Genomic DNA, 3,079 nt, shown 5'->3' with positions numbered 1-3,079 from the left:
CTCCCCCTATCCCCTCTTTTTTAAGCTGGAGGGGATTATCCATTTGTCTGAGTTGTGAATCATGGTAACGAGCATACCGAGAATCGAGTTATAGGTTCGATAAAGGTTGCGTCCGGTTTCAACGTCCAGATAATTGCACTTTACAGCAAATTCTATCCAAGTCTGAGTTTCTGCCGTCTCTGCTTCCGAATCACTCAGTTTAGCGATAAATGCTGCCTCATATCTACGTTTGCGCCATGCCTCTGCAAAATTAGCGCATATTGAACGTGAAGCACGACGGATTTGGTCAGTCAGGGAATACTTCTCTTCAACCGGAAATTTCTTTGATAGTGCAAAAATCTGCATAGCAGCATCAAATGCCATTTGATAAACTTCCAAATCCCTATGACTTTTAAAGGACTCTCTCCCCATCTCCCCCATCTCCAACTAAACCATTAACCATCCCCCACTCCCCCACTCCCCCCCTCCTCTACTTCGGAACCTTCAAGCCACTCCGCTCCAAAGTTCCCCGCACTTCTGGGCTAGGAGTGTAGTTATAGCCGTAGGATGAGCGCTCAGAGTCATCCATAATTTGCGGTGTGAGCAACACAATCACCTCTTGACGCTGATTGGATCTGTTTGTTTTTCTAAACAGGGAACCAAGGAGAGGAATATCACCCAAGATGGGAATCTTCGAGACACTTGTCCGATCTGAGTCTTGAATGATGCCACTGAGAATTAGCGTTTGACCATCTCGCAGACGAACCACGCCAGAATTCAGGGAGCGTGTAGAAACCAAAAATATTCGTTGGCTGCTACCATTCCCCGTACTAATGTCTGCCGGGGCTTGAGGAGATGCAACAGTAGGAGCTACGGAGAGAGAAACAAAGCCATTGTCATCAATGCGTTCCACTTTTACAGCTAGAGTTAAACCCACACTTTCTTTCTTAGCTGTAACTATTTCTGAGGAAGTACCATCACCACGAGTTATTGCCCTCTCAATATTGCCCACTACTTCTTGGGTCAGCTTAAGATCAGCCGTCTGACCTTCTTGCACAATTAAAGTCGGGTCAGTCAAAATCTTGGCATTGCCACTTGTAACCTGAGCCTGCAAACTAGCAAGAAAACGCTTGGGAAACTGAAATAAAGTTGGCAAAGATGTAGTAGCTGTACCAAGAGTGCCTCGTGTGATGCTCGATGTACCATCAGCGTTCCTTGTGATGATGTTATCGGTTGCTGGAGTAATATCAGAGAAGCCTGGTTGTAGGGAGTTTCCGTTGCTATCAGGCGTAATGGGTTGATAGAAAGAGCCACTTCCGGGGTTTGCGACTCTAGTAATATTACCGTTTGGGTCTACTACTACCGTACCAGGTGTAGTCCCTGGAATTTGAACAAAGCTGTTTGGATCAAGGAAGGGCTTTCCTGTAATTGGGTTAGTGATGACTGGTGTACTAGTTATACTGTTTCTTGCTTCAGCGCTAGTAGCTGGTCTGGAGCCACCAAAGTTTAGAGACGCTGCACCACCATCATTAGTGAAGAAATTATTGCCAACACCAAAGGAAAAACTGGTGTTGGAGTCATGTGTATTCAACAAGTTAACATCAACAATTTTGACATTGACTGCCACTTGCCGGCGGCGGATATCAAGCTGACCTAGTTGAGCCATTGCTATCTCAACAAGCTTCGGTGGACCAATCAAAGTCAGCGAATTGGTGCGCTCCTCTCCTAGTGCTTGTAAACCTCTGAGTAAAGGCGTTGAATCTTTAAACTCAGCACGTCGAGTTTGAAGTGAGGTTTCGGACGAACTCGAGCTTTCGGTAGTGGTGCTTTGATCATCTCCTAATTTACCCGAAGACCTAACGATACTAATTTTCCGTTCCTGGCTGACGGCACTTTCTGCACCCAAACCGACTAAGAAATTGACTGCTACACTAACCGTTACCTGATTGAGTCGCAGGTTACGCATCACCGTATCACGAGTAGCGTTAGGTAAATTCGCTCCTACAAAAATCGTCCGTCCGCTGCGGTTAGCTTCTAAACCACTTAGCCGCAAGACGTAGTTAAAAACATCTTGCACTGGCTCATTTTCAATATCTAAGGAAATTGTCGGTCCATCACCCCCAGCAGCAGCAGCCGGCTTCCCATCAGCACCTTGTCCCCCACTTGTATAAGCCAAATTCAAATTAGCAGCACGAGCAAGCAGTGATAAAACTTCACGTACTGGAGCATCTCGTAACACCAAGCGGGGGACACGTTCTTGAGTTCCCAAATCAATCACGCTGGGAGAGGCATCAGTATTAGAAATGGCAATATCTCCCACTGGTGGGGCAACCGCTCTCGGTAAAAAAGGCGGTGCGGCTGTCCCAGGTTGACCAGGACCCGATGCTTGTGCGGGTGTCCCGTCCACGGTGACTTGCGGGTTAGGAACAAGAGGAGCCGATCGCGATGGGTTAGAAGCAGCGATCGCTGCGGGAATTGGTGCCTCTGCCGCTACTTCCGTTCCTGGGCTATAGCTGAGGGTAATTCCGCTGCCTCCTCGCTTCACAGGCTGAGTATTGGGAACTCCTTTCTCTCCAATCACCGTTACCCGAATGCTATTAGTATCAAGCTGATTGATTGCCACTGAGGTAATTCCCGGTGCGGGGTTATCTTGGCGGAAACTATTACCTTGAGGTAAACGTAGTTGCGTATTAATAATATCTGCTACTAGACTTTTACCGCGTTTTGTGGTAAAAACTTGAGGGCGCGAACCTGAGGAAGTTTTGAGAACAACATTAATTCCCCCATCAACGGGATTTAACTGTACGTCAGTAATTTCAGAAGTCTGTGCCGACACAGGTTGAACTGCTACAAAGACAAAAGCAGCGGCTGCCAATATAAAACTATTACCGTGAAGTTGTTTCACAGTTTATTCCTCACTTTATAAAATTATTTAGACAAATTTGGAGAAGCCCGACACCCGCGCATGGTGCGGCTACACGAACCAAGTCCGCCTGCGCGGACTAAATGCCACGAAAATGTTTCTAGCCCACGAAGAGTAAGCTTTTTTCTCGTTCCCCCACCCGCAGGCTATAAGCCTGGGGCTAATCTTACGAAGCCC

The 3,079-nt window shown here is 47.1% G+C and carries 2 protein-coding genes; both read right to left on the bottom strand.

All coding sequences use genetic code 11. The features are described from left to right. Positions 1-6: 6 nt before the first annotated feature. Positions 7-411, bottom strand: a complete 405-nt coding sequence (locus OGM63_RS08280) for a four helix bundle protein (RefSeq protein WP_263745038.1) — start codon at positions 409-411, stop codon at positions 7-9. Positions 412-469: 58 nt separating this feature from the next. Further along, positions 470-2,884 carry a secretin GspD/PilQ domain-containing protein gene (locus OGM63_RS08275; protein ID WP_263745037.1) on the bottom strand — a complete coding sequence of 805 codons (2,415 nt, stop codon included), beginning with the start codon at positions 2,882-2,884 and terminating at the stop codon, positions 470-472. Positions 2,885-3,079: the final 195 nt, after the last annotated feature.

Source organism: Plectonema radiosum NIES-515 (assembly GCF_025753815.1).
GTDB classification, from domain to species: domain Bacteria; phylum Cyanobacteriota; class Cyanobacteriia; order Cyanobacteriales; family Nostocaceae; genus Hassallia; species Hassallia radiosum_A.
The sequence above is the reverse complement of the archived record's forward strand: the minus strand, read 5'-3'. Positions and strand labels throughout refer to the sequence as shown.

Bases quoted from the DNA above. Each gene is read 5' to 3' on its own strand.
- OGM63_RS08280 (WP_263745038.1), bottom strand. From the start codon at position 411: ATGGGGAGAGAGTCCTTTAAAAGTCATAGGGATTTGGAAGTTTATCAA.